A 23919-nucleotide genomic window follows, 5' to 3' on the forward strand; every position below is an offset into this window, starting at 1 on the left:
TGGGATCTATGGATGCCGGATCCTCGCTCGCGACGATCGCGGATCCGACGCGCGCCCGGATCCTGCGGCTGATCCTCGCCGCGCCGGGCGGACGCTCCCGCGTCGGCGAGCTCGCCGAGAGCCTGGGACTGCGGCAGCCCACCGTCAGCCACCACATGAAGGCGCTGCTGGCCGAGGGGCTCGTGACGCGCGAGCAGGACGGCCGCCGCGCCTGGTTCGCGGTCGCGCCCGACCGCGTCGAGAGCGTCACCGAGCTCGTGGGCGCCGCCGCCGGCTCCGCCGAGCCCGACCTCGCCCGGATCGCCGCGGATCTCGCGCTGCGCTTCCGCGGCACCTTCAGCCCCGAGACGGTCGAGGCGTACGTGCACGAGAGCCACGAGCTGCTGGCGCGCGGCGACGGGCCGACGCGCCAGCTCGCCTCGCGCACGGCGGCCTTCGCCGCCACGCGCCTCGACGCCCTGGCCCGCGCGCAGGGCGAGCGCCCGGACGAGCCCGAGGTGCTGTTCGTGTGCGTCGAGAACGCGGGCCGCTCGCAGATGGCGGCGGCGATCCTGCGCCACCTCGCGGGCGACCGCGTGACCGTGCGGACGGCCGGCTCCATGCCCGCGCCCGACATGCGCTCGACGATCGCGACCGCGCTGGACGAGATCGGCGTGCCGGTCGGCGGCGAGTTCCCCAAGCCGCTCACGGACGAGGCCGTGCGCGCGGCCGATGTCGTGATCACGATGGGCTGCGGCGACGCATGCCCGATCTATCCCGGTCGCCGCTATCTCGACTGGGAGCTCGACGACCCGGCGGGTCTGCCCCTCGACGGCGTGCGGCCGATCCGCGACGACATCGCCCGGCGCGTCCGCGACCTGCTCGACGAGCTGGTCTGACCCCATCCGCCCGCGAGCACGGCGTCGCCGCGCGGCGCGATCTCGCACGCCTGTGCGACCCTTGCGCGACTCATAGACCGTCATCTATGCTTTCTGTCATGACCAAGCCGACCGTGCTCTTCGTCTGCGTGCACAACGCGGGCCGCTCGCAGATGGCCGCCGGATATCTCGAGGCGCTCGCGGGCGACCGCGTGGAGGTGCTCTCCGCGGGCTCCGAGCCGAAGGACCGGATCAACCCGGTCGCCGTCGAGGCCATGGCCGAGGAGGGCATCGACATCGCGGGCCGCACGCCCCAGGTCCTTACGGTCGACGCCGTGCGCGAGTCGGACGTGGTGATCACGATGGGCTGCGGCGACGCCTGCCCCGTCTTCCCCGGCAAGCGGTACGAGGACTGGCAGCTCGACGACCCAGCCGGTCAGGGCATCGAGTCCGTGCGGGCGATCCGCGACGACATCCGGTCCCGGGTCGAGGCGCTCATCGCCGAGATCGCTCCCGTGCCGCAGACCTGACCCCCGAACCGAGCCCCGGGACCCGAAACCGCGGCTCACTCCCGGCCCCCGCGCGGCGAATCCGTTTCCCGAGCAGCCGTCCGCCCTTCTGACGCGGATCCGCCGCTCTCGCCGCTCGGGGGCCTTCCTCTGCCCGGTTCACGCCAGACCGGTACCATCGCGTGTCCCGCATCCCACGGAGGATCCGCACGCCATGATCGACGCGACGCCCGAGCCCTGGCAGCCGTGGCGCCTCGCCGCGCTGTCGGTCGGCCAGGTGATCAGCTGGGGCATCCTCTACTACGGCATGATCGTCGCCGCCCCGGCCGTCGCGGACGACACCGGATGGCCGCTGCCCCTGGTGACGGCGCTGTTCTCGCTGGGGCTGATCGCCTCCGCGCTCGTCGGGGTGTGGGTCGGGCGCCGTCTCGACCGGCACGGGCCGCGCGGCGTCATGACGCTCGGCAGCGCGATCGGATCGGCCGGGCTCGCGATCGTCGCGCTCGCGCCGGATCCGGTGTGGTTCGGGATCGGATGGATCGTCGCGGGGTCGGCGCAGGCGGCCGTGCTCTATCAGGCCGCGTTCACGGTGCTGGCACGGCGGTATCGCACCCGGCGGCGCGGCGCGATGACCGTGCTCACGCTCGCCGGCGGGCTGGCCTCCACGGTCTTCGCGCCGATCGTGGTCGCCCTGCTCGGCGCCGCCGGCTGGCGGACCGCGTTCCTGATCCTGGCGGGCGTGCTCGCCGTCACGACCATCCCGCTGCACTGGTTCACGCTCGAGCGCCGCTGGGCGGCGCTGCCGCCGGCGACGGCGGACGAGCCGGACCACGCGGTCGACGCGGTGCTGCGCACGCGGCGCTTCTGGGCCCTCACGCTCTCCACCGTGCTGATCGCGGCGTCGCTGTACATGGTGACGCTCGCGGTCATCCCGCTGTTCATGGAGAAGGGCCTCGACTACACGCTGTCGGCCTGGGCGCTCGGGCTGCTCGGCGCCGGGCAGGTCATCGGCCGGTTGATCTACGTCGCGATCCCCCACGCCGCGGCCCCGTGGGCGCCGCTCACCGTGACGGCGGCGCTCGCCGCCGCGATGCTCGCGCTGCTCGCGGTGATCCCCGGCCCCGCCTGGCTGCTGATCGCCGCGGCGGTCGCGGCGGGCGCGGTGCGCGGCGCGCAGACCCTGGTGCAGGGATCCGCGGTCGCCGAGCGGTGGGGCACCCGCAGCTACGGCGCGATCAACGGCGTGTTCGCCGCGCCGGTCACGATCGTCGCGGCACTCGGGCCGGCGCTCGGCCCGGCGCTGGCCGCGGCCGCCGGCGGCTACGCCGCCATGGCGCTTCTCGCGGCGGTCGTCGCCGTGGGCGCCGCCGGTCTCGCGCGCTTCTCGTAGCGCGCTGGGCGATCTGCGCGCGTCGACGGCGCAAACACGAGGATCGCTCGCCATTGACGAAAGAACGATGGATCTTTCGTGCAGATTGCGCCATAAGAGGTCCCGTCGCACCCGGATCCTGGTCATGACCCCGCCGATCTCCCCCGGAGTGACCATGACCCTGACCCTGCCCACCGGCGCCGAGCCCGCCGCGGACGCCACCCGCGGCGTCGCCGCCGCGATCACGCCGACGACCGAGACCGCCGGCCACGCGATCGTCCGCACACTCGAGGAGCACGGCATCCCGCGCGCGTACGTCGTGCCGGGTGAGAGCTACCTCGAGGTGCTCGACGGCCTGCACACGTCGGCGATCGAGACGATCGTGTGCCGCCAGGAGGGCGGAGCGGCGTACATGGCCGAGGCCGAGGGCAAGCTGGGCGACCTGCCCGGCATCGTCATGGTCACGCGCGGCCCCGGCGCCGCGAACGCGCTCGTGGGCCTGCACACCGCGTGGCAGGACTCGACGCCGCTCGTGCTGTTCGTGGGCCTGATCCCGATGGGTCATCGCGGACGAGAGGCCTTCCAGGAGTTCGACATCGAGGGCTGGTTCGGCAAGGGCGCCAAGCGCGTGCTCGTGCTCGACTCCGCCGAGCGCGCGTCCGAGACCGTGGCCGAGGCGCTGTTCGCGGCCCGCTCCGGCCGCCCCGGCCCCGTCGTGGTGGGCCTTCCCGAGGACGTCATCCGCCAGCAGGTGCCCGTCACGGTGCATCCGCCGATCCCGGTCGCGGAGGGCGGCATCGCCGGCTCGGACGCCGCGGCCCTGCTCGAGGCGCTGCGCCAGAGCGACAAGCCCCTGTTCGTCACGGGCGGCAGCGACTGGACGCCCGAGGCGTCCGCGCAGCTGACGTCGTGGCTCGAGCGGCACGGCATCGCCGCCGCGGCCGAGTGGCGCACGGAGGGCGTGGTCGGCTTCGACTCCCCCAGCTACGTCGGCCCGATCGGCTACGGCCGGCCCAAGCCGACCTACGACCTGTTCGAGGAGACCGACCTGCTCGTGTTCCTCGGCACGGTCCCCGGCGACGTGCTGACCAGCAGCTACACCGCGCGCCAGGGCTGGCAGGCACGCAACTTCCTGGTCTCCATGGATCCGTCGCTGCGCGGCCGCTCTGGCGCCGTGTCGCACCAGATCGTCGCGAAGCCGTGCGCGTTCGTCCGCGACCTCGCCGCCCTCGACATCGAGACCAAGCCGGCGTGGGGCGAGTGGACCGCCCGCATGCGCGGACAGCAGGAGGCGTTCGCCGCCCTCCCCGACGCGCGGATCGACGGCGACGCCCCCGCCCGCATGGACACCCTCATGGCGCACCTCCTGCCGCAGCTGCAGGACGACGCCCTCGTCACGCTGGGCGCGGGCGAGCACACGAACTGGGCCCACCGCTACTTCCCGGTGCGCACGTATCCGGCGATGGTGAGCGCCGGCAACGGGTCGATGGGCTATTCGATTCCCTCGGCCGTCACCGCGTCGCTGCGGTTCCCCGAGCGCCAGATCGTGACGATCGCGGGCGACGGCGAGTTCCTCATGAACGGGCAGGAGCTCGCGACCGCGTGCCAGTACGGCGCCGCCCCGCTGGTCGTGGTGATGGACAACCAGGAGTACGGCACGATCCGCACCCACCAGGAGCGCCACCACCCCGGCCGGATCTCGGGCACCCAGCTCGTGAACCCCGACTTCGCCGGCATGGCGACCGCGTTCGGCGGCTTCGGCATGCGCGTCGAGCGGGACGCCGACGTGCCGGGCGCTGTCACCGCGGCGCTCGCCGCGCAGAGCGAGGGCCGCTTCGCCCTGATCCATCTGATCGTCGGGCAGCGCGCGCAGGCGTACTGACCGTCACCCCATCCGCATCGACGTCCGAAGGAGGACACCATGCACCACGAGATCGACACCGACTCCCTGCTGCACGAGGGACGACCCTACTGGTTCGACCGGCACCCCTCGCAGGCCGAGGGCGAGGACTACTGAGCGCCCTCCCGTGACCCCGGCGCGGCCGGCATCCACGTCTCCCACGCACGACGGATGCCGGCCGCGCCGTCGCGGGCGCTCCCCTGTCAATCCCCTCGCGCAGGATGGGCATCCGCGCGACGGTGGAAGCACCGAACGGGAGGAGCACCAATGAACAGCACACCCGACGACGTCGACCCGACGCGCGACGAGCGCGGCCCCGAGGACGACCTCGTGAGCGAGGACCCCGATCTGAGCACCGGCGACGACCCCACGGTGGACGAGGGACCCGCCGCCGAGGCACCGGACGAGGACGGCCTCGCGATGGCCGACCCGCCCGCGCCCGACCAGGGCGATGACGGTCACCCGTCGCAGGCCGAGGGCGAGGATCCGTCCGATCCGGCCGACGCGAGCGTGCAGCCGGACGAGGGGCACCCGTCGCAGGCCGAGGGCTGATCCGCCCCAGACGACGAAGCGCCCGGCGATCCGTCAGGATCGCCGGGCGCTTCGTGTCGGCTCAGTAGTCCACGGGGGCGCGGAACGTCTTCGCGTAGTCCACCGGCTTCACGTAGTCGACCGGCTTCACGTAATCCACGGGCGCCGAGTAGTCCACGGGCTTGGGGGCGGCCTGAGCGGCAGCGGCGCTGCCGAGCACGAGCAGGGTCGCAGTGGCGAGCGCTGCGCTCGAGATCCGGGTCCAACGGTTGATCGACATCGCATTTCCTCCGGGCATGAGAAAGCGCCCCGAAGGGCGAGCACCGAGCGGTGCCCCGGTGAGTGTCCTCACACTATGCCCCGGTGACTGCCCGCGTCACGGACTTCGTCGAGCGCCCTCCGGGCGTTCTCCCGCCTGGTGGGAGCCGGCGGAGGTCGGCGCGGGAACGTGCCGACGCGGTCCGGTCAGCCGCAGCGCGGCGACCGCTCCGATGAGCCCGGCGAGCGCGAGCGGGAAGTCGAGCCCGTACGCCGAGATGCCGAGCGGCGGCACGATGAACAGCACCACGGCGACGACCGTCGCGGTGCGGCCGGGCACGCGCGGCTCGCCGCCCTCGGGGATCCGCTCGTAGCGCGCGAGCCACAGCGACAGCAGGCACACGACCGCGAGCACGAGCAGCGCGAACGGCACGCGCGTCCACCACCACGCCGCGCCGCCCGGGGCGGGCATCGGGAGGGGGAGCAGCAGCTGGACGCCGATCAGGATCATGATCACGGGCAGGTGCCACAGGTAGATGGTCATGAGGCGCGAGCCGAGCAGGAACAGCGCCCGCTGTGCGACGCGCGTGCGCATGACGGCCTCGAGCACGGGCCGCAGCAGCGTGAATGCGGCCGCCTGCACGACCGCCAGGAGCGCCAGCGGCGCGGTCGGCGGCCACTGGTTCGCGAGCATGTTCCACGAGTAGTCGCCGAAGAAGACGAGCGCCCAGACCGCGCCGTAGCCGGCGGCGACCAGCACGGTCAGCTCCCATCGCGTGCGCCGCGCGAACCATCCGTCCGCGAGCGCGAAGCCCAGCTGCTGCGCGAAAAGCCAGACGAACAGCACGTTCGGGATGCCGAAGAACTCGTGCCCGAAGTCGTATCCGTCGCCGCCGATCCGGTCCAGGCCCAGCGTGTAGATCCCGACGACGAGGCGCACGATGTCGACCACCAGCGCGCCGGCCAGCAGCACGACGAGCGTCACCCACGGCGAGCGCTCGTGCCACCGGATCATCCAGGGCGCGAGCGCCTGCACGGTCGCGTAGGCGGCGAGGAACCACAGCGGCGATCCGACGCCGACCGCGACGGTCTCCACGAGCGCCGGGTCCAGCCCGATCGCGCGCACGGCGCCCAGCGCGATCGTGAAGAACAGCAGCACGGGGACCGCGGGCCGCGCGAGTCGCGCGAGTCGCAGCCGCGCGAAGCCGTCGGCGTCGCCGCCGCGCGCGACCGTCGAGCGCCATCCCACGCGCGCCGCGAAGCCGCCCACCACGAAGAACAGCGGCATGATGTTCGCGACCCACGACGCGGCGTCGAACCAGTCCTGCGCCTCGACCGTCCGCTCGATCAGCAGCGAGCCGTCGGCGGCCCTGCCGACGCCCGTGAACAGCACGTGCACGACCACGACAAGCAGCACGCACCCGACGCGCGCGAGATCGAGCGTCAGATCCCGCCCGGCCGGAACCGCCTGCTTCGTTCGTTCCATTCAGAAGCCTCTCGCACGCTCTCGGGCGACGCTCCGCTCCACGCTCGCTTCGTTCGCACCAGGGTCAGACATCCGCCACCATCCCTCGCCACTCATCCTCGCTCAGAAGGGCCAGATCAGCGGCACGTACAGCACGGCCATCGCGGTCCACACGATCGCGAGCGGCAGGCCGAGGCGCCAGTAGTCGCCGAAGCGGTAGCCGCCCGGCTCCAGCACCATCGTGTTGGCCGGCGTCGCGATCGGCGTGAAGAACGCCGCGGCGCCCGTCACGGTCAGCGACATCATGAACGGCAGCGGCGATGCGTCGATCGTCGCGGCCGTCGACAGGTAGATCGGCACCATCACGAGCACCGTCGCGACGTTGCTGATCACCTGGCCGAGCGCGACCGTCAGCACGCTCAGGCCGAGCAGCACGAGGTACGGGCTCGCGGTGCCCACGATCGACAGCACGCCGTCCGCGACCGCCTGCGCCGCGCCCGTCCGCACGAACGCCGTGGACAGCGGGATCATGCCGGCGATGAGCACGACGGTCGACCAGTGCACCGCGCGGAACGCGTCGCGCATCGGCAGCACGCGTGACAGCGACGGCTCCCGCCGCGAGCATCCCGGCCACGACCGGCGGGACCAGCCCCGACACGAGCAGCGCCACCATCAGGATCAGGATCGCGATCGCGCGCCGGGCGCCGCGCCCCAGTGGGATGGCGCGGCGCATCGACCGGGGCTCCGTCACGGCGACCACGTCGGGCCCCGCCGCGAAGCGCTCGAGCGCCGCCCAGGCACCCTGGACGAGCACGGCGTCGCCCGGGCGCAGCACCCAGCCGCCGCGCGCGTCGGCCTCGCGGGTCTCGATGTCGACGGTGCCGGATCCGTCGTGCCCGCCGGACGAGCGCACGGACAGGATCACGAGGCGGCCCTCGAACATCGTCGTGCCGGGGTGGACGTGCCGGCCCGTGTACTTCGACCGCGGCGGCAGCATCACCTCGACCACGCCCTCCTCGGCCGTGAACAGCGAGTCGGTCGGGATCGTCACGTCGTAGCTCTCGCGGATCCGCACGGCGTGCTCCACGGGGTCGGACGGCGCGTCGAACGAGCCCGCGCTCCGATCGGGCAGCAGGCGCCCTCCGAACAGCGCGGTGGTCGCCACCGTGAGCACGAGCAGGGGCAGGCCCACGAGCGCGAACTCGAAGAATCCGAACGTGCGCGCCCCTACCTCCGCCGCGGCCTCGGAGATGATCACATTCACCGGCGTGCCGGTGAGCGTGAGGAGCGATCCGGCGTGCGCGGCGAACGCGAGCGGGATCAGCAGGCGCGACGGCGCGATCCGGGCCCGCACCGCGACCACCACCACGAGCGGCAGCAGCGCCGCGACCGCGCCGTTGATGCTGATGAAGGCCGTGATGACCGCGACCACGAGCGAGACCACGACCGTGATGCGGCGGCGACGGGTGCCCGCGAGCCGGGTCACCTGACGGGCCGCCCACGCCGTGACGCCGGTCGCGTCGAGGGCGTCGCCCACGATGAACAGCGACGCGATCAGGATGGGCGTGGGATCGGAGAACCCGGCGAGCGCCTCCGGCAGCCCGAGCACCCCCGTCAGGAACAGCGCGAGCGAGACCCCGCACGCCACGATCGCGACGGGCACGCGGTTGCTCGCGAGCGCGACGAGCAGGATCACGAACGTCGCGAGCATCGCCTGCATGCGGCAACCCTAGCGACGGGGCATGTCCCACTTCGCGCCGCTTGCGGCCCATCCGTGTCCCAGTTCGTGCCCGTGTGGATCACCATTCCGGCACGAACGGGGACATGCTCGGCTCAACCGGCGAGGTCCCGGTAGGTCGTGCGGGCGTACTGGTGGTACGGGGCGGGGGCGACGGTCGCGCCGATCCGGACCTGGCGGTGCGGTTCGACGTTGCCCTTGCCCGAGTTCGGCTCCTCGCCCCACAGCACCTCCACGCGCGCGCCGTCCGGAACGTCCACGTCGAGCGACGCCAGCGACAGGTAGAGCTGGTCGTACGCGACGTAGCCGGCGTCGGTCGAGACGCCCACGCGGCGACCGGCCTGCTGCACCTCGTCGAACTGGTAGAAGCCGTACCGCGCCTTGGGCCACTCGAGGTACTTCGCGGGGACGCCGGGCTCGAGCTGCGACCGCACGACCTGCGCCACGTCGGCGGCGTCCCAGATCAGGGTCACCTTGCGGCGCGCGGGCGACGCCGCGATCCGCTGCAGCGCCTCCTTGCCGACGAACTCGTGGTCGAAGTTCACCGAGCGCCCCAGGCCCAGGTCGTAGGGCGTCAGCAGGAAGTTCCCGACCGGGCCGTTCAGGGATCCGCCGATGGATCCGGTCCGCGCGAGCGGGAGCCACTCGCGGTACTCCGCGAACAGCGGATCATCCGAGAAGATCGCCGGGAACGGCGTCGGCACCCAGCCCGACTCGAGCGGCGTGACCGAGTACGCCTTGGAGCCGATCCGCTCGATCCCGAACTCCGCGCCGGCTTCGAGCAGCGCCGCGCGCACGGTCTCGCCCTCCGCGTACGGGCCGAAGAACTCGAATCCGGGCTGCCCGGCCATGCCGTGGCGCAGACCCTGCACCGTCGTCCCGGCGAACGCGAAGTCGCCGATGTGGAAGAACTTCACCTCGGGCACCGGGCCGCCCAGCAGCTTCTCCAGCACGGCGTGCGCGTGCGGACCCTGCAGCTCGTAGCGGTAGAACGTCGGGTCGCCCTCGCGCATGTTCGAGTTGCCCTCGAGGCGATACCGGATGTCCTTGCCGCTGCGCTCCGCGTGGAACCGCACCCAGTCGATCAGCACGTGGTGCCCGATCAGCACCACTCTCTCGCCGCTCGCGGTCGCGTGGTTCAGGTGGAACAGGATGCCGTCGCCGATGACGTGACCGGCGTGATCCACCGAGATGAGCTGCTTGGCGATGCCAGGGCGGAAATTCGAGAACGTGTTCACCGCGATGCCGCTCAGCACCTCGGCGATGTCCTCGCCCTCGAGGAAGAGCTGCGTCATGTGGTGCGACTGATCCATGAGCGCGACCGTGTCGTTCCACGACTTCGACTCGGTGCGCCAGTTCGAGAACTCCGGATGCACGGGGAACGTGAACGCCGGGTAGTCCACGCTGCGCAGCAGCTCGACGGGGTCTCCGACGCGGGCGAGCGCCTGGGCGAGGGTCTCTGACATGTCGATCTCCTTCGATCGGGACGGGTGCCGAAAGCCTAGGAACGACCCCGGGTCACCGATAGGTTGTCTCCCGTTGAAAGGAATCTCCATGGCGAAGTCGTCCGAGGGGACCTCGGCCCTCACGCGCGTGCTCGCGGTGCTCGACGCGTTCACGACGGACGCGCCGTTCCTCACGCTCACGCAGATCCACCGCCGGTCCGGGATCCCGCTGTCGTCCGTGCACCGCATCGCCGCCGAGCTCGTCGACCACGGCCTGCTCGAGCCCGCCGCCGGCCGCACGTATCGGCTCGGCAACCGGCTGTGGGAGATCGGCAGCAAGACGCCCGGCGCGCTCGGCCTGCGCGAGATCGCCGAGCCGTATCTGCGGCGCCTGCACGACATCGCCGGCCAGCACGTGCAGCTGGGCGTGCGGATCGGCACCGACGTGCTGATCATCGAGCGGATCTCCGCGCCGGACGCCGTGATCAACGGCTCCATCGTGGGCGGGCGGATCCCGATCCAGCACTCCACGAGCGGGCTGGTGTTCCTCGCCTTCGGCGAGCCCGAGCTGCTCGACGCCGTGATCGCGCAGGGGATCCATCCGGTCACGTCGGCGGGCCCCGGGACGGCCGACGCGCTGCGCGCCGAGGTGGACGCCACGCGGCGCCGGGGGTACGCGCTCGCCGACGGCTGGATCCATCCCGCCTCCCGCGGCCTCGCCGTGCCCGTGCGCGGCTCGGAGGACGTGGTCGTCGGCGCGCTCGGCGCCGTGATCCCCAACGATGCCTCGTCGCCGCGCCGCGCCGCGACGCTGCTGCAGGAGACGGCGCACCGGATCTCCGACGCGCTGCTGCGCGCCTACCTCCCGGCGAGTCACCCGCGGGCCCTGCCCGGCGGCTCGCTGCGCGCGCTGGTCGCGTCGTCCGCCGAGTCCATGCGCTACCTCGAGCGCCGCGCGCGGGTGCGCTGAGCGAAGCCGGCTCAGGCGCGGGACAGGGCCGCCGCCGCGCGGACCAGCGGGAACACCGCCTCGACCGCGAACCCGCCGTCTTCCGCGGCCCACGACAGCTCGCCCCCGGCCAGCCGCACGCGCTCGCGCAGGTGAGCCAGGCCGAAGCCGCCCGACAGCTCGGCCGGCGCGGCCTCGACGCGGGACCCGGCTGCGCTCCCCACCCGGACGCGCACGGCCCCGTCGTCCCACCTCACGGCGACGGCGATGCGCGCATCGGCGCCGTCGTGTTTGACCGCGTTGGCCAGGGCCTCGCGGACGACGCAGTACGCCGCGAGGTCGACGCTGGGCTCGAGGCGCGCCGGTTCGCCCGCTGCCGTCACCGCCGCGTGCGCCACGAGGTGCCGGGTGCGCCCGACGAGCTCGTCGACATCCGCGAGTCCGCGCTGCCGCTGCTCGGGCGCCGACGGCGCGGAGGGCAGATCATCGCGGCGCAGGACGCCGACCAGCTCGTCCAGCTCGCGGAGCGCGTCGGCCCCGGCCTGCTCGATGGGCTCGAGCGCGGCGGCCGCGCGGTCGCGATCCTGCGCGAGGATCCGTCGCGCGCCGGCCGCCTGCAGCACCATGACCGTGATCGCGTGCCCGATCACGTCGTGGAGGTCGTAGGTCAACCGCGCGCGCTCGGCGGCGACGGCGCGTGCCGCGCGTTCCGCGGCGGCCTCGAGCTGCCGGATCCGCCGGCGTCGCCGGCCCGTGATCACGCCCGTGATCCACACCGCCAGCGCCAGCGCGCCGATGCCCATGAGGTTCGAGGCGAGCACGTCGGGGTACACCAGGGCCGTGGGCAGCAGATACCCGTAGGCGACCACCAGCGCGGGGACCGAGATCCACGGCGAGGTGCCGCCGGCGACCGCGGCGAGCGCGATCAGCAGCGGCACGTACCCGCTCCAGCTGTCGAAGACGAACTGGCCGCGGTTGAACAGCAGCACGGCGCCGGCGTGCCCGGCGATCACGAGCAGGAAGACCGGCACGGGGAACCGGCGACGCCACACCAGCACCCAGAGCACGACCCCCAGGTACGCACCGGCGAGGGGTGCCGTGGCCGCCGGGAACGACGCGGCCGCGAGCACCACGCCCGCGAAGACCCCGCACGCCGCGACGACGACGTCCCCGCGGTCGACGTGCAGGGCGCGTCCGAGCCGCGTCGCGCGGGACTCCGGCGTCGCGGCTTCCGTGGGGAGCGCCAGGCCCGCATCGTCATGGAGCAGGTGGAGGAGGCGGCGCAGCTCGTGCATGGCCTCGACGCCCGCCGCCTCGACGGCCGCGAACGCGTCGCTCGCGCGATCCGGTTCGCGACGGATCCATCGGCGCGCGGCGGCGGCGTGGCTCAGCATCCCGTACACGGCGACCCGGATGATGCCGTTCAGCTCCGACGCGATCCGCGCGCGCTCGGCGCGGACGGCCTCGCCCGCCGCCTCGTGGTCGTCCTCGAGGCGGAGGATGCGCGCGCGGTGCCGATGCGCGAGCCGGCCCAGGCCCCACGCGATGGCGCAGACGGTGCCGGTCGCGAAGGTCGACCACGCCAGCTGCCACGGGAACGCGGCGACCATCGTGGCGAGCTGGTACGCCCACGCTCCGGCGAACGCGGCGAGTCCCGTCCACAGCGGCCGCCGCGAGGCGACGGCTCCGAGCGCGATGAGCACCGACACGAATGTGAACTGGAGATCGTCGACCGTGAAGCCCGGCACCAGCAGGAACGCGGCCGCCTGCGCGACCATCACCAGCACCAGGGCGAGCACGGGCGCGTGCGTGCGCCACAGCAGGGGCGCGAGAGCGAGCAGCACGCTCAGCAGCACCGGCGGCAGCGAGCCGGGCGTCGCGCCCTGCAGGAGGATGGCCGCGTACCCCGCCCCCACCGCGGTCACCAGCGCGACGTCGAATCGCGTGGGCGCCGGCAGCCCGGGCGCGCGTGGCCCTCGCGCGGCGGCCGGGGTCTGCGGATCCTGCATGACGACTCCCTCGATCGTGTCCTGCGTCACAGCGTGCTGCGATCCGGAGGCCCGCGCATCCATCCCCGGGTGGAATCGCCCCGTCCCACCCCGGGGTGAGGTCCATCTGGCGGCACGCGGTGTGCCGCGTCACACTGGGGCGATGGCGAGTGGTGCGCAGGCGGCTGCCGAGAGTCCCGATGCGCTCACGGTCGTCCTCGTGGACGACGAGGCGCTCATCCGGGCGGGCCTGCGCATGCTGCTCGAGGCCGAGACCGGCATCGAGGTGGTCGGCGAGGCCGCCGACGGTCACGCCGGCGTCGAGCTGATCGCGCGGATGCGACCGGACGTCGTCGTCATGGACGTGCGGATGCCGGGGACCGACGGCGTGGAGGCGACGCGGCGCCTCACGTCGGCCGAGTACCGGGAGGCGCACGGCGATCCCCCGGGCATCCTGATCCTCACGACGTTCAGCGACGACATCGCCGTGCGCGACGCCGTGCGCGCGGGGGCGGCGGGGTTCCTGCTCAAGAGCGCGGCCCCGTCGGTGCTCGCCGAGGCGGTGCGGGCGCTGGCGAAGGGCGACGGATGGCTCGACCCCGCCGTGACGCGCGCGCTGCTGCACGAGCTCGCCTCGCGCGCCGAGCCCGCCCCCGTCGCCCACGCCGAGATCGAGCAGCTGACGCGCCGGGAGCGGGAGGTGCTGCGGGCGATCGCCGACGGGCGCACGAACACGCAGATCGCCAAGGACCTCTTCCTCAGCGAGGCGACCGTCAAGACGCACGTGCACCGCATCTTCCTGAAGCTCGGGATCAGCGACCGCGCGCAGGCGGTGGCGGTCGCCTTCCGCACGGGGCTCGTCCGCGCCGACTGACTCACGGGGCGGGGGTCGGCGCGACCGATCGCAGCGGCGCGGGCGGTCGCGTCCGGAGCGACTCGCCCAGCGGAGCGTCCCGCCACACGCAGCGGACGGCGGGGCCGCCCGAGCGGGCGAGGCCGCAGACGAACCCGCCCGGCTCCGGGCGCGTCTCGGCCTCGGCCGGGGTGCCGAGCGTGCCCGCGCCCAGCCCGCCCATGCCGAGCGCGGCGACGACCAGCGCGCCGCTCACGCGCCGGCTCCGGCCGGGCCGGATCGCGCGGGAAACCGCCGCCATGGTCTCCCTCCCGCCTCGAGACGCGGACATCGTGCCTCGAGGGTCCCGCCGCACCCGCGCGGGCGCATCCACCCGTGGATGGAATCCCGGCTGCACCCCCGGGGTGCAGCCGCCGCCGCCGGCGCTCTATCCGCGCCGTGCCCGGCCCCGCTACCGTGACGGCCATGTGGAACCAGCAGATCGATCCGCTCGGCGCGATCGCCCTGTCCGCGCTCGTCGCGACCGCGCCGATCCTCGTCTTCCTGGTCTGCCTCGTGGTGTTCAGGATGAAGGGCGTCACGGCCGGCGCGATCGCCACCGTGCTCCAGATCGCGGTCGCGGCCTGGCCGTTCGGGATGCCCGCCGGGTCCATCGCGGGCGCGGCCCTGTCCGGGATCCTCACGGCCCTGTGGCCGATCGCGTACATCATCGTGATGGCCGTGTGGCTGTATCGGCTGACGGTCGCGAGCGGGCGGTTCGACGTGATCCGGGCGAGCATCGCCGGGATCTCCCCCGACCAGCGTGTGCAGGTGCTGCTGATCGGCTTCGCGTTCGGTGCGTTCCTCGAGGGCGCGGCGGGCTTCGGCGTGCCGATCGCGATCTGCGCCGCGCTGCTCGTGCAGCTCGGCTTCGGACCCGTGAAGGCGGCCATGCTCTCGCTCGTCGCGAACGTGGCCGCGGGCGCGTACGGTGCGATCGGCATCCCGGTAATCGTCGGCGCGCAGGTCGGCGGCGTGGATCTGTCCGACCTGTCGTTGCAGATGGTGATCGTGCTGCAGATCCTGGCGCTCGTCACGCCCTTCCTGCTGGTGCTGATCCTCGACGGCCGGCGGGGCGTGCGCGAGACGCTGCCGATGACCGCGGCGGTGAGCGTCGCCTTCAGCGTGAGCCAGGCCGCCATCCTGATCTTCCTCGGGCCGGACCTGGCGGACATCGTGCCGGGCCTGTTCACGATGGCCGTGATCTTCGCGGTCGGACGCGTCTGGTCGCCGCGCCGCGTGTACCGCGAGCCGGGCGCCCCCGAGCCGACGGGCGCGACGCAGAGCTTCGGCGACGTGGTGGTCGCATGGAGCCCGTTCTACATCCTCACGGCCGTGGTGTGCGTGTGGAGCCTGCCCTGGTTCAAGTCGCTGTTCGCGGTCGACGGACCGCTGTCGTGGCTGGTCGCCCGCGTTCCCATCCCGGGCGTGGCGGGGGTGGTCGTGCCGTTCGGTCAGGATGAGCCGGTCGCGACCGCCTGGGAGTGGACGCCCGTGAACGCGACGGGCACCGCGATCCTGGTCTCCGTGCTGATCTCGTTCCTCACCACGCCGCAGCTGCGCGGGGACGACCTGTGGCGCGAGCTGCGCGAGACGCTGCGCACGCTGTGGCAGCCCATCGTGCTGATCGCGCTGGTCCTGGTCGTCGCGAACGTCGCGAACCATTCCGGCGGATCCACCGGCATCGGCACCGCGATCTCGGAGCTCGGCGCGATCTTCCCGCTGCTCGCGCCCGTGATCGGCTGGTTCGGGGTGTTCATCACGGGATCCGTCGTCAACAACAACACGCTGTTCGCCGGGCTGCAGTCCGTCACGGCGAACGGGATCGGCGTGGATCCCACGCTGCTCGTGGCCGCCAACACGTCGGGCGGCGCGGTCGCGAAGCTCGTCTCGCCGCAGTCGATCGCGATCGCCGCGGGGGCCGTCGGACTCACGGGCCGGGAGGGCGAGATCCTGCGCGCCGTGATCGGCTGGAGCCTCGCGATGCTCGGCGTCGTGTGCGTCTGGGTGATGCTGCTGTCGCTCGTCGTGCCGCACTCCGGGTGACGGCCGGCGCGCGTCACTCGATCCGGTGCTCCTGGACCGCGGAGCTCAGCGTCGCGCCGTTGAGCTCGAGATAGAGCTGGCCCTCCGTCACGGACACCGTCAGGGTGTTGCGGCGCTCGACCGCGGCGACCGCGCCGTCGACGAACCCCGCGTCGAAGCTGCGCAGCACGAGCTCGTCCGCCCGGTGGATCCGCTTGCCTGCCCAGGAGGCCAGCAGCTTCGCGGGCTCGCGGTGCGTGTACACGACGGTCCGGGCGGCGAGCTTGCTGCCATGGTGCAGGCGATCGGCGTCGGGCGCGCCCACCTCGATCCAGGCGGTCACGGCACCCGTGAGGTCGCGCACCAGCACGGCGGGCTCGTCCGTCGACGAGATGCCCTCGCTGAACGCGATGCCCTCCTCGAACTCGAGGCAGTACGCCAGCACGCGCATCACCATGTTCGCGGCGGTCTCGGACGGATGCCGCGCCACCCGCAGGGTCACGTCCTCGTAGACCCCGCGATCCACGTCCGCCAGCTGCACGTCGAACGTGTGGATCGTCGCACCGAGTGCCATAGGCACGAGCCTACGCGGCGCGGGATGGCGCGGACGTCACCGCATGCCGGCGAGGCTTCGTATCTTGTCGCGCACGCGACGAAGCAATTCGAGACAACTCTCCGCAACGGCCGCGAACCAGCCGCGACGTACCAGCTCGGGCGGAGTTTCTTCGGGCTCTCCAAGGACATCCTGCCGCGCCCCGAGAATGCCTGTGCCTGAGAGAAGCACCAGGCTGCCCGACTTATTCTCAAGGTCTAGCACCCGCACCTTGCCGTCGCGTTGCGCGATCTCGCACTCCCATGCCCACCATGCCTGCGACGACTTAGGCGGCTCGAGCTTGGCGAGTAGCTCCGGCAATCCGTCGCCAGCACTCTGCACGACCAGTAGATGTCGCGATGAAGTCGCGCCGCGCAAAGCGAACCTGTCCGCATATCGACGCAACTCAAGGATCAGCCCGACGGATCCGTCCTCGATGGCATGAGCTGCACCTCTCGTACGGACAAGCCACCTCGCAATCTCGAACACGCTGTCTGCAAACTTCCTTTCCCCGTTGTGACTGGCAGCGACGGCCCAAGTCAGAGCGGAGTCGACGTCCCACATTCGGTATGGCGAAGCCCCTTGCAGGGTGAGACACCACTTGCCCGCATAGCGGTCTACCGCGTTAGTAACGGACTCCCGGTCACTAAGAGGATGGACGGCCGGCATCTGCATTACTCCCGACGTTCGTGCCACTCCTAGACGCACCGACAGCCGCTCTATCCGCCTGAGCCAGCGAGGACGCTGAAGCGCTTCCGCAACGAGGAGCGACTTCATGAGGATCGGGTCGGCACCCAGTCGAATGCGCTCGACGAAGAGCCAATCGAGCACGTCGATCCCTACATCACGCGTTGCTCTGTCAACCAAGTACTCCACGTCGAAGGCGACGGCGCCGGAGTCGCGAGCTCGTAATGCATGGATCAAGAAGCCACCGGCCCCCGCTAACAAGAGTCCCGACCACAACGCCATGAGCAGTTCAAGCCCTGGTGCGACCAACGAACATCCGACGCACTGTGCCGCGGGCGCGGTGCACGATCCGGACACGCATTCGGCAGCGTCGGCCCGAGCGGCGTCGGCGGACAGCCTGGACAGGCTGTTGGCGCGGCCGCAGTTCATGCGCGTGAAGAAGGAGTTCCCCTCGCTCCTGGCGGGCGTGGGCGGCCGCAGACACCGGATCTGGCACTTGCGCAGACGCATCGCCGAGAGGATCATTATGGTTGCGCGCCCCCGCAAACCATCTGAACGACGTCGATTGCGGTGAGGGGCTATGGGTGTCGAGAACGTCTCAGCGGCGACAGCGGCTTTGGCTGCTCCCGCGGTCGTCGGATACTGCTTCCGAGGCAACGAAGGCGAGAGCTATCTCTACTTCGTGCTGAGGGACGAAGGCCTGTTCATGACGTGCGGACACGAGATCCAGCACGAGATCCGCTTTCCATGAAGAGCCTCGTCACGCCCGCCCTGAGCCTGCTTCTATCCGGAGTGGGCGTCTTGATGTCATACGCCTGGTACAACGGCGCCGGCTGGGTCCTGGTCATCGTCGGAGCTCTAGCGATCCTCGCGTTCGCTGCAATGACGGCGCGTGCGTGGCAGCTTCTGCCACACGATCCCGTCCGAGCAGTTTCGGCGTTCGAGCATCGCCTATTCGCCGTCGCGGCGATCACCGCGGTGGTGAGTGGCATCGTGATCATCCTGGGCATCGAACTGGTGGTTCCCGACCCCGCGGATGACGCACCCGATGCGGAGTACCAGAAGGCGATGAAGACGATAGCGGCTTCTGGCTTGGCGGCCATCATCGCGTTCATCTCCACGTTCGGCACGAAGGCGGAAGGCTTTCAGACCGCTGTCGGTGACGCGGTCCGCGGCGCATTCGCCAAACGCTACGAGGCGGTCGACGACAAGGAGCAACCTCGGCGTCTCGAAAACGGGGCTATCGCGCTTCCTCGCGGCTCGACCGGCTGGGAGTCGGCATTCGGCGAATTCGCGTTCGACGGCTGGGACTCCAGCGAACGACGAAAACGAGCGGCCCGACTGGCTTCGTACCTTCGGGCTCACCGCTTGGATGAACCGCCAGTCGGCCATCCGGCCGCCGACGGAGCAGCGCTCTGACGGCCGCGGATCAGCGACTCAGCGGACGAACGGAATCGTGAACACGGCCGGGTAGCGGTACCACTGCCCCTGGCCCGCCTTCACGGCCGCGATGATCGGGAACACGATCGCGACGACGCCGGCGACCGCGAGGATCAGGAACCCGATCAGCACGATGCTCGTGATGGCGCCGACGAAGTACGCGATCAGCAGCGTGAGCTGGAAGTTGAGCGCGGTCGCGGTGTGCGCCCGCACGAAGGGTCCGCGATCCTTGAACACCAGGTACGTGATCAGCGGCGCGACCACGCTGAGGAAGATGCCGCCGACGTGGGTGAGCGTGGCCCACATCTTCTCGTCGGAGGGGTGAAGGGGCTGCGGCGCGTTCCCGTACGAGTACGGGGAGGGGGAGGTCATGCGCCTCAGCCTAGGATGCCGACGGCGACCCGGTGTTCGCGCAGCTCCTGTGCGGCGCGCGCCCCGGCCTCGCCGAGGCGCAGTCGCCGCAGCGCGTCTCCCCGTCCTGATCCCCGGGATCAGCCGCCCAGCAGGTCTCGCAGGGCGCCGATGGTGTCGGCGTCGGCGGGATCCTTGTCCTCCCGGTATCCCTTCACGCGGGCGAAGCGCAGCGCGACGCCGCCCGGGTAGCGCGTGGAGCGCTGCACGCCGTCGATCGCGATCTCCACGACCGTCTCGGGCCGCACGTGCACGGCGTAGGCCGAGCGGTGCGTCTCGATCGTCGGGAAGTGCGCGGTCTGCCAGCTCAGCGTCGCGTCCGTGAGGCCCTTGAAGGTCTTGCCCACCATCACGAAGCCGCCCGGCTCGCCGAACGCGCCGTCGGGGTCGCGGGCGCCGAGGTGCAGGTTGGAGAGCAGGCCGGTGCGCCGCCCGGAGCCCCATTCGACGGCCAGCACCACGAGGTCGAACGTGAGCACGGGCTTGACCTTGAGCCAGCTCTTCCCCCGCCGCCCGGCCGCGTAGGGCGCGTCGAGCGCCTTCACCATCACGCCCTCGTGGCGCGCGGCGAGCGCTCCACGGGCGAACTCCTGGGCCTCGTCCGGGTCGGCGGTGACGATGCCGGGCATCCGCAGCGGCCCGACCACGCGCTCGAGCTCGTCGAGCCGCGTCGAGAGCGGCTCGTCCAGCAGGTCGCGCCCGTCGACGTGCAGGATGTCGAAGAACCACGGTCGCAGGGCGATCGCGGCGGCGGCCTCGGATCCGAAGCGCGCCATCGTGTCCTGGAACGGGCGCGGCGATCCGTCGTCGTCCAGCGAGAGCGTCTCGCCGTCCAGGATCACCCGCTCGGCGGGCAGCGCGCGGACGGCCTCGACGAGCTCGGGCACCCGGTGCGTGACGTCGGCGAGGCTGCGCGTGTAGACGCGCACGTCGTCGCCGTCGCGATGGACCTGGATGCGGGCGCCGTCGAGCTTGTACTCGACCGACGCCCCGCGTCCCAGGGTCGTCAGCGCATCGGCCACGGAGGCCGCGGTCGAGGCGAGCATGGGCATCACGGGCCGGCCGACGCGCAGCCCGACCGCCGCCAGCTCCTCGGGTGCGCCGCCCAGGGCGATCCGGGCGGTCTCGCCGAGATCGCCCGAGAGCATCGCGGCCCGGCGCACGGTCGCGGCGTCGCGCTCGGCCGCCTTCGCGATCGCGTCGAGCAGCACGCCCTCCAGGGCTCCGGTGCGCAGCTCTCCCAGGATCACGCGCGCCACGAAGTCCCATTCGGGTGCCGTGGCGCGGTGCGCGAGGGCTTCGAGCTCGCTCCGTCGCGCGTCGACCGATCCGGCGCCCGCGGCCGCCGCGAGCCGGTCGAGCGCCGCGTCGACGTCGAGCACCGTCAAGGTCGCGGCGTCGGCATGGTCGACCGCGAGCGCGGCCAGCCCGCGCCATCCCACGCCGACGCGCCCCTGTCGCGGACGCGCGGTGAGGAACCCGATCGCGGGCCCGATCTCCGCGTCGTCCAGCGCGCGCAGCACCTCGGCGAGCGCGGCGACCTTCTTCAGCCGCGACGACGTCGCCGCGACGGCCTCCGTCGCCCTGACGAGCTCCCGCAGCTGCATGGCGCCATTGTGCCCCGGGGCGCCGACATCCGCGTCGCGGCCCGCGGCCCGCGGTCCGCGGCCCTACAGTGGCTCGCATGAGCGAGGACGACGCGCCCGCGACCGAGCCCACCGTGCGGGTCGAGGGGGATGCTCCGGTCCCGGCCGAGTCGACCGCGGGCCGCACCTCGTGGGCCGTCCTGCGTCAGCCCTTCCGCGTGGGGTTCCTGCTCACGCTCGGCGGGCTCGCCGCGATCGCGCTGGGCGTCGCGGTCTGGAATCTCTCGACCGTCCTCGTCTACATCGCGTTCGCGCTGTTCATCGCGCTCGGCCTGCGCCCACTCGTGCGACGGCTGCAGGACCGCGGGGTGTCGCGCACCGGGGCGATCGTCGCGGTATGCGCGGGCGCTGCGATTGTGCTCGCCGGCATCCTGCTGCTCGTCATCCCGACCGTCGTCGACCAGATCGCCCAGTTCGTCCGCAGCATCCCGGACCGCATCGCCGACTTCCAGGTCTCGGACGCGTACGCGTGGCTCGAGGACCACTTCGGCGACCAGGTCGGCACCATGCTCAGGGACGCGCAGACCTTTCTCACGACCCCCGCGAACATCGCCGCGATCGGCGGCGGCGTGCTGCAGCTCGGCACGACCGTCGCGACGGGGCTGTCGGGGGTCGTGATCGTCCTCGTGCTCAGCCTCTACTTCCTCGCCTCGCTGCCCACGATGAAGACAGCGCTGGTCCGGCTGGCGCCGGCGCGGAACCGGGGCTCGGTCCTCGAGATCGCGAGCCGGATCGCGGCCTCGGTCGGCAGCTACCTCGGCGGGATGGTCGTGCTGGCCCTCATCAACGCGGTGTTCGCGTTCGTCCTGCACCTGATCCTCCGACTCCCGTTTCCCCAGCTGATGGCCGTGATCGCGTTCAGCGTCACGCTCATCCCCCTCGTGGGATCCGTGCTGTTCTGGGCGATCGCGTCGGCGCTGGCACTCGTGACCAGTCCCCTCTCGGCGCTGATCTTCGCGGTCGTGTACCTCGTCTACATGCAGCTCGAGGCCTACCTGCTCACTCCGCGCGTGATGAATCGTGCGATCGCGGTTCCGGGATCGCTCGTCGTGATCGGCGCCCTCGTCGGCGGCACGCTGCTTGGCCTGCTCGGCGCGCTCGTGGCGATCCCGGTGACGGCGTCCATCCTGCTGATCGTGAAGCAGGTCGTCATCCCCCGGCAGGATGCGAAGGTCTGAGCTCAGGGTCGGCGGACGCCCTCGGAGAGGCGGCGGATGACGTCGGCGGCCGGTCCGGTGGGAGCGCTGCGGTACCCGGTTCCGGCCCAGAGGTGGAGGCGCTGCGCGTCGCCCGCCGTGGCCGCGGCCTGACGCAGCGCGCGGGTGAGATGGTGCACGGCGGGATAGGCCGCAGGGGCGCTCGTGTGCCGGTCCGCGAACCCGTTGCGCAGCGCGCGGGCGGGGCGACCCGTGAACGCGCGGGTGACCACGGTCTGGGCGAACGCAGGGTCGCCGAGCGCGCGGCGGTGCGTCGGGGAGGTGCCGGCCTCGTCGGTCCGCAGCAGCAGCGTGCCGACCGCGACCGCCTCCGCGCCCGCGTCGAGGAGGCGGCGCACGGCGTCGGGCCCGTCGACGCCGCCGGCGGCGATCACCGGCAGCGACACGACGCTCAGCACCTCTCGGACGAGGTCGGTCGTGTCGCGCGCCCCGATCGCGCGAGCGGGGTCGAACGTGGCGCTGTGACCGCCGGCATCCGGGCCCTGCACGACCAGCCCGTCGACGCCCGCCTCGCGTGCCAGGACCGCCTCGTCCGAGGTCGTCACGCTCGCGAGCACGCGCGTGCCGACGGCGCGCAGGGCGGCGATGTCCTCGCGCGCGGGCAGCCCGAACGTGAGGGAGACGACCGGCACCGGGTCCGCCACGAGCATGGCGAGCTTGTCGTGCCACGCGTCGTCGTCCGGCACCGGCGCGGCATCGAGCGCGAGGCCGTGCGCCGCCGCGTCGGGCTCGAGTTCGGCCGCGTACGCCGCGAACGCCGCCTCATCGATCCGGCCGGCGGAGGGCACGAACAGGTTGACGCCGAACGACGCGCCCCCGACCCGAAGCCGCGCGATCTCGGCCGCCAGCGCGGCGGGCGTCTTGTATCCGCCCGCCAGGAACGGGAACGCGCCCGCCGCGGCCACGGCGGAAGCCAGCGCCACCGTGGTGGGGCCGCCGGCCATGGGCGCGGCGACGAGCGGCAGTCGCGATGCCAGGATCTTCGTCATCGGGGGAGCCTCTCGGTGCTCGGCGTCGGCTCCACGATCTCATCCCGGGCACGGCCCCGGTCACCGCACAGCGTCAGAGCGCCGTGATCGTCCACGATGCGCGGAACGACGCGCCCGGATCCAGGACGACCAGGTCCTCGCCGCTGTTGAAGGCGTCGGGCGGGCACGTCATCGGTTCGGTGGCCAGGCCGACGCGGTGCGCGGGCTCGCCGGGGAGGTCCGCGGTGTGGATCTGCAGCCAGGCGCATTCGGGGCCCCACGTCATCGCGACTCCTGAGCCGTCGTCCGCGGTCAGCCGCACGGTCGCCCGCCCGGCGGGATCGCGGCGCAGGGCGGTGAACGCGTGGTCGACCGCGACCGCGCCGATGCGCCGCGGCGCGCGGAAGTCGAAGCGCTCCGGATCGACCTCCACGCCCGCGACCTCGCCCGGCAGCAGGCGCTCCCCCTCGGTGAGCGCGACGCGATCCGCGGGCAGTTCGAGCGCCCAGTCATCGACCTTCCCGGGGCCGGCGACGAGGTACGGATGCGGCGCGGTGCCGAACGGCGCGGGCTCGGGCGACAGATTCGTCGCGGTCACCGTCTGGGTCAGTCCGTCGTCCGCGAGGGCGAAGACCGTGTCGATCCGGATCCGCCAGGGATAGCCCTGCTGCGGCTGGATCGTCGCGGCGAGGTGCACGCGATCGTCCCGGCGCTCCACGGTCCCGTAGTCCAGCCAGGCGCCCAGGCCGTGCAGGGCGTGCCCGCGGGACGGCTCGGTGAGCGCCGCCTGATGCTGCGCGCCGCGGAACGCGTAGCGCCCGTCGACGATCCGGTTCGGCCACGGCACGAGCGTCGCGCCGCGGAACGACGGGCGCACCTCGTCTGCCGCGAAGGGCACGACCAGCGGCCGCCCGCCGTGCTCCAGCGCGCGCAGCGTCGCGCCGACGGAGGCGATGGACGCCGCGTAATCGCCGCGCCGGAGCCGGACCTGCTCGCCCGACGCGGGGCGCGAGGTGTCCTGGGATGCCATGT

Annotated in this window: 22 protein-coding genes and 1 pseudogene; 11 read left to right on the forward strand and 12 right to left on the reverse strand. The window is 72.4% G+C overall.

Annotation, left to right across the window (positions count from 1 at the left end):
* Positions 1 to 8 precede the first annotated feature (8 nt).
* The 5 genes from AAD528_RS12860 (at position 9) to AAD528_RS12880 (ending at position 5187) form a co-directional block, all read left to right on the forward strand.
* Positions 9 to 878, forward strand: coding sequence for a metalloregulator ArsR/SmtB family transcription factor (locus AAD528_RS12860; RefSeq protein WP_345752486.1), 870 nt, complete (start codon positions 9 to 11; stop codon positions 876 to 878).
* A 98-nt stretch (positions 879 to 976) separates the two neighbouring features.
* Complete coding sequence (locus tag AAD528_RS12865; RefSeq protein ID WP_345752487.1) at positions 977 to 1387, forward strand: arsenate reductase ArsC; 411 nt, start codon at positions 977 to 979, stop codon at positions 1385 to 1387.
* A 193-nt stretch (positions 1388 to 1580) separates the two neighbouring features.
* Positions 1581 to 2756 (forward strand): MFS transporter, encoded by a 1176-nt coding sequence (locus tag AAD528_RS12870; RefSeq protein ID WP_345752488.1) that lies wholly within the window; start codon positions 1581 to 1583, stop codon positions 2754 to 2756.
* A 220-nt stretch (positions 2757 to 2976) separates the two neighbouring features.
* Positions 2977 to 4617 (forward strand): thiamine pyrophosphate-dependent enzyme, encoded by a 1641-nt coding sequence (locus AAD528_RS12875; RefSeq protein ID WP_375339626.1) that lies wholly within the window; start codon positions 2977 to 2979, stop codon positions 4615 to 4617.
* Positions 4618 to 4902: 285 nt separating this feature from the next.
* Positions 4903 to 5187: a hypothetical protein gene (locus AAD528_RS12880; RefSeq protein ID WP_345752490.1), complete on the forward strand. Its 285-nt coding sequence runs from the start codon at positions 4903 to 4905 to the stop codon at positions 5185 to 5187.
* Between the two features lie 61 nt (positions 5188 to 5248).
* On the opposite strand, the gene AAD528_RS12885 is transcribed toward AAD528_RS12880, so the two are convergent.
* The 3 genes and pseudogenes from AAD528_RS12885 to AAD528_RS12900 all read right to left on the reverse strand — a co-directional run bounded on the left by AAD528_RS12885 (position 5249) and on the right by AAD528_RS12900 (position 8513).
* Positions 5249 to 5446: a hypothetical protein gene (locus AAD528_RS12885; RefSeq protein ID WP_345752491.1), complete on the reverse strand. Its 198-nt coding sequence runs from the start codon at positions 5444 to 5446 to the stop codon at positions 5249 to 5251.
* Positions 5447 to 5542: 96 nt separating this feature from the next.
* Positions 5543 to 6910 carry an acyltransferase family protein gene (locus AAD528_RS12890; RefSeq protein WP_345752492.1) on the reverse strand — a complete coding sequence of 456 codons (1368 nt, stop codon included), beginning with the start codon at positions 6908 to 6910 and terminating at the stop codon, positions 5543 to 5545.
* A 102-nt stretch (positions 6911 to 7012) separates the two neighbouring features.
* A pseudogene (locus tag AAD528_RS12900) lies at positions 7013 to 8513 on the reverse strand (SLC13 family permease).
* Here AAD528_RS12900 and AAD528_RS12905 point away from each other — a divergent pair.
* Positions 8455 to 8622, forward strand: a complete 168-nt coding sequence (locus AAD528_RS12905; RefSeq protein ID WP_345752494.1) for a hypothetical protein — start codon at positions 8455 to 8457, stop codon at positions 8620 to 8622. The pseudogene AAD528_RS12900 and the gene AAD528_RS12905 overlap by 59 nt on opposite strands.
* 100 nt (positions 8623 to 8722) lie before the next feature.
* On the opposite strand, the gene AAD528_RS12910 is transcribed toward AAD528_RS12905, so the two are convergent.
* Positions 8723 to 10093 carry an aminomethyl transferase family protein gene (locus AAD528_RS12910; RefSeq protein ID WP_345752495.1) on the reverse strand — a complete coding sequence of 457 codons (1371 nt, stop codon included), beginning with the start codon at positions 10091 to 10093 and terminating at the stop codon, positions 8723 to 8725.
* An 88-nt stretch (positions 10094 to 10181) separates the two neighbouring features.
* Between AAD528_RS12910 and AAD528_RS12915 the strand changes: the two genes are divergently transcribed.
* Positions 10182 to 11042, forward strand: a complete 861-nt coding sequence (locus tag AAD528_RS12915; RefSeq protein ID WP_345752496.1) for an IclR family transcriptional regulator — start codon at positions 10182 to 10184, stop codon at positions 11040 to 11042.
* 11 nt (positions 11043 to 11053) lie between these two features.
* Here the strand turns inward: AAD528_RS12915 and AAD528_RS12920 are convergent, their stop codons facing one another.
* Positions 11054 to 13060, reverse strand: coding sequence for a sensor histidine kinase (locus AAD528_RS12920; protein WP_345752497.1), 2007 nt, complete (start codon positions 13058 to 13060; stop codon positions 11054 to 11056).
* 112 nt (positions 13061 to 13172) lie between these two features.
* Between AAD528_RS12920 and AAD528_RS12925 the strand changes: the two genes are divergently transcribed.
* Positions 13173 to 13883: a response regulator gene (locus tag AAD528_RS12925; protein WP_345752498.1), complete on the forward strand. Its 711-nt coding sequence runs from the start codon at positions 13173 to 13175 to the stop codon at positions 13881 to 13883.
* A 1-nt stretch (position 13884) separates the two neighbouring features.
* On the opposite strand, the gene AAD528_RS12930 is transcribed toward AAD528_RS12925, so the two are convergent.
* Positions 13885 to 14118: a hypothetical protein gene (locus AAD528_RS12930; protein WP_345752499.1), complete on the reverse strand. Its 234-nt coding sequence runs from the start codon at positions 14116 to 14118 to the stop codon at positions 13885 to 13887.
* 209 nt (positions 14119 to 14327) lie between these two features.
* Between AAD528_RS12930 and AAD528_RS12935 the strand changes: the two genes are divergently transcribed.
* The gene (locus tag AAD528_RS12935) at positions 14328 to 15947 is read left to right on the forward strand and encodes an L-lactate permease (RefSeq protein WP_345752500.1); all 1620 of its coding nucleotides are present in this window, start codon (positions 14328 to 14330) and stop codon (positions 15945 to 15947) included.
* A 13-nt stretch (positions 15948 to 15960) separates the two neighbouring features.
* Here the strand turns inward: AAD528_RS12935 and AAD528_RS12940 are convergent, their stop codons facing one another.
* Together AAD528_RS12940 and AAD528_RS12945 are read right to left on the reverse strand one after the other, a co-directional pair.
* Positions 15961 to 16500 (reverse strand): YaeQ family protein, encoded by a 540-nt coding sequence (locus AAD528_RS12940; protein WP_345752501.1) that lies wholly within the window; start codon positions 16498 to 16500, stop codon positions 15961 to 15963.
* Between the two features lie 36 nt (positions 16501 to 16536).
* Positions 16537 to 17715, reverse strand: a complete 1179-nt coding sequence (locus AAD528_RS12945; protein ID WP_345752502.1) for a hypothetical protein — start codon at positions 17713 to 17715, stop codon at positions 16537 to 16539.
* A 237-nt stretch (positions 17716 to 17952) separates the two neighbouring features.
* Here AAD528_RS12945 and AAD528_RS12950 point away from each other — a divergent pair, with 237 nt between their 5' ends.
* Complete coding sequence (locus tag AAD528_RS12950) at positions 17953 to 18624, forward strand: hypothetical protein (protein ID WP_345752503.1); 672 nt, start codon at positions 17953 to 17955, stop codon at positions 18622 to 18624.
* A gap of 18 nt (positions 18625 to 18642) precedes the next feature.
* Here AAD528_RS12950 and AAD528_RS12955 read toward each other — a convergent pair whose 3' ends face one another.
* Both AAD528_RS12955 and AAD528_RS12960 read right to left on the reverse strand, forming a co-directional pair.
* Positions 18643 to 19017 (reverse strand): DUF4870 domain-containing protein, encoded by a 375-nt coding sequence (locus AAD528_RS12955; protein ID WP_345752504.1) that lies wholly within the window; start codon positions 19015 to 19017, stop codon positions 18643 to 18645.
* 119 nt (positions 19018 to 19136) lie between these two features.
* Positions 19137 to 20663, reverse strand: coding sequence for an ATP-dependent DNA ligase (locus AAD528_RS12960; protein ID WP_345752505.1), 1527 nt, complete (start codon positions 20661 to 20663; stop codon positions 19137 to 19139).
* 77 nt (positions 20664 to 20740) lie between these two features.
* Between AAD528_RS12960 and AAD528_RS12965 the strand changes: the two genes are divergently transcribed.
* On the forward strand, positions 20741 to 21880 hold the full coding sequence (locus tag AAD528_RS12965; protein ID WP_345752506.1) for an AI-2E family transporter: 1140 nt from the start codon (positions 20741 to 20743) through the stop codon (positions 21878 to 21880).
* Positions 21881 to 21882: 2 nt separating this feature from the next.
* Here AAD528_RS12965 and AAD528_RS12970 read toward each other — a convergent pair whose 3' ends face one another.
* Positions 21883 to 22908 (reverse strand): NAD(P)H-dependent flavin oxidoreductase, encoded by a 1026-nt coding sequence (locus tag AAD528_RS12970; RefSeq protein ID WP_345752507.1) that lies wholly within the window; start codon positions 22906 to 22908, stop codon positions 21883 to 21885.
* 73 nt (positions 22909 to 22981) lie between these two features.
* Entirely contained in the window at positions 22982 to 23917 is a 936-nt protein-coding gene (locus AAD528_RS12975; RefSeq protein ID WP_345752508.1) for an aldose 1-epimerase family protein, read from the reverse strand.
* Between the last annotated feature and the right edge of the window lie 2 nt (positions 23918 to 23919).

This window comes from Microbacterium rhizophilum, assembly GCF_039605615.1.
Taxonomy (GTDB): domain Bacteria; phylum Actinomycetota; class Actinomycetes; order Actinomycetales; family Microbacteriaceae; genus Microbacterium; species Microbacterium rhizophilus.

What these genes read in the sequence shown, in the direction of transcription:
- AAD528_RS12860 (WP_345752486.1), top strand. Translation starts at nt 9, where the DNA reads ATGGATGCCGGATCCTCGCTCGCGACGATCGCGGATCCGACGCGCGCC.
- AAD528_RS12865 (WP_345752487.1), top strand. Translation starts at nt 977, where the DNA reads ATGACCAAGCCGACCGTGCTCTTCGTCTGCGTGCACAACGCGGGCCGC.
- AAD528_RS12870 (WP_345752488.1), top strand. Translation starts at nt 1,581, where the DNA reads ATGATCGACGCGACGCCCGAGCCCTGGCAGCCGTGGCGCCTCGCCGCG.
- AAD528_RS12880 (WP_345752490.1), top strand. Translation starts at nt 4,903, where the DNA reads ATGAACAGCACACCCGACGACGTCGACCCGACGCGCGACGAGCGCGGC.
- AAD528_RS12885 (WP_345752491.1), bottom strand. Translation starts at nt 5,446, where the DNA reads ATGTCGATCAACCGTTGGACCCGGATCTCGAGCGCAGCGCTCGCCACT.
- AAD528_RS12890 (WP_345752492.1), bottom strand. Translation starts at nt 6,910, where the DNA reads ATGGAACGAACGAAGCAGGCGGTTCCGGCCGGGCGGGATCTGACGCTC.
- AAD528_RS12910 (WP_345752495.1), bottom strand. Translation starts at nt 10,093, where the DNA reads ATGTCAGAGACCCTCGCCCAGGCGCTCGCCCGCGTCGGAGACCCCGTC.
- AAD528_RS12915 (WP_345752496.1), top strand. Translation starts at nt 10,182, where the DNA reads ATGGCGAAGTCGTCCGAGGGGACCTCGGCCCTCACGCGCGTGCTCGCG.
- AAD528_RS12925 (WP_345752498.1), top strand. Translation starts at nt 13,173, where the DNA reads ATGGCGAGTGGTGCGCAGGCGGCTGCCGAGAGTCCCGATGCGCTCACG.
- AAD528_RS12935 (WP_345752500.1), top strand. Translation starts at nt 14,328, where the DNA reads ATGTGGAACCAGCAGATCGATCCGCTCGGCGCGATCGCCCTGTCCGCG.
- AAD528_RS12940 (WP_345752501.1), bottom strand. Translation starts at nt 16,500, where the DNA reads ATGGCACTCGGTGCGACGATCCACACGTTCGACGTGCAGCTGGCGGAC.
- AAD528_RS12945 (WP_345752502.1), bottom strand. Translation starts at nt 17,715, where the DNA reads ATGCGTCTGCGCAAGTGCCAGATCCGGTGTCTGCGGCCGCCCACGCCC.
- AAD528_RS12950 (WP_345752503.1), top strand. Translation starts at nt 17,953, where the DNA reads ATGAAGAGCCTCGTCACGCCCGCCCTGAGCCTGCTTCTATCCGGAGTG.
- AAD528_RS12955 (WP_345752504.1), bottom strand. Translation starts at nt 19,017, where the DNA reads ATGACCTCCCCCTCCCCGTACTCGTACGGGAACGCGCCGCAGCCCCTT.
- AAD528_RS12960 (WP_345752505.1), bottom strand. Translation starts at nt 20,663, where the DNA reads ATGCAGCTGCGGGAGCTCGTCAGGGCGACGGAGGCCGTCGCGGCGACG.
- AAD528_RS12965 (WP_345752506.1), top strand. Translation starts at nt 20,741, where the DNA reads ATGAGCGAGGACGACGCGCCCGCGACCGAGCCCACCGTGCGGGTCGAG.
- AAD528_RS12970 (WP_345752507.1), bottom strand. Translation starts at nt 22,908, where the DNA reads ATGACGAAGATCCTGGCATCGCGACTGCCGCTCGTCGCCGCGCCCATG.
- AAD528_RS12975 (WP_345752508.1), bottom strand. Translation starts at nt 23,917, where the DNA reads ATGGCATCCCAGGACACCTCGCGCCCCGCGTCGGGCGAGCAGGTCCGG.